Origin of the sequence: Pseudomonas sp. HMWF006 (assembly GCF_003061205.1) — a bacterium.
Taxonomy (GTDB): Bacteria; Pseudomonadota; Gammaproteobacteria; order Pseudomonadales; family Pseudomonadaceae; genus Aquipseudomonas; species Aquipseudomonas monsensis.
This window is the reverse complement of record NZ_QAIU01000274.1, coordinates 1-519: the sequence shown is the minus strand read 5'-3', so window position 1 is coordinate 519 and position 519 is coordinate 1. Positions and strand designations below refer to the sequence as shown.

At 62.4% G+C, this 519-nt stretch carries 1 protein-coding gene; it reads left to right on the top strand.

Annotated elements, in window-relative coordinates:
- Positions 1 to 519 (top strand): MFS transporter (locus tag DBR24_RS31955; protein ID WP_256591402.1); only part of this gene is annotated, 519 nt, incomplete at both ends.

The window sequence follows — 519 nt, the reverse complement described above, 5'->3', positions numbered from 1 at the left end:
GCCAAGCGTGGTGGCCGATTGGGGCTGGCGCATTCCGTTTTTCGTCGGTTGCCTGATCGTGCCGTTCATCTTTCTGCTGCGCCGTAACCTGGCGGAAACCGAAGAGTTCGCCGCACGCAAACACCGTCCGAGCATGCGCGAAGTGTTCCACACCCTCGGCCAGAACTGGGGCGTGGTGTTGGGCGGCATGTTGATGGTGGCGTTGACCACTACCGCGTTCTACCTGATCACCGTGTACGCGCCGACCTTCGGTAAAACCGTGCTGCACCTGAGCACCTCCGACGCGCTGCTGGTGACCTTGCTGGTGGGCGTGTCGAACTTCTGCTGGCTGCCGATTGGCGGCATGTTGTCCGACCGTATCGGTCGTCGCCCGGTGCTGATCGCGATGTCGCTGCTGGCCCTGGCCACCACCTACCCGGCGCTGTCGTACCTGGTGCAGGCGCCGAGCTTCAGCCACATGTTGCTGTCTCTGCTGTGGCTGTCGTTTATCTACGGGATGTACAACGGCGCGATGATCCC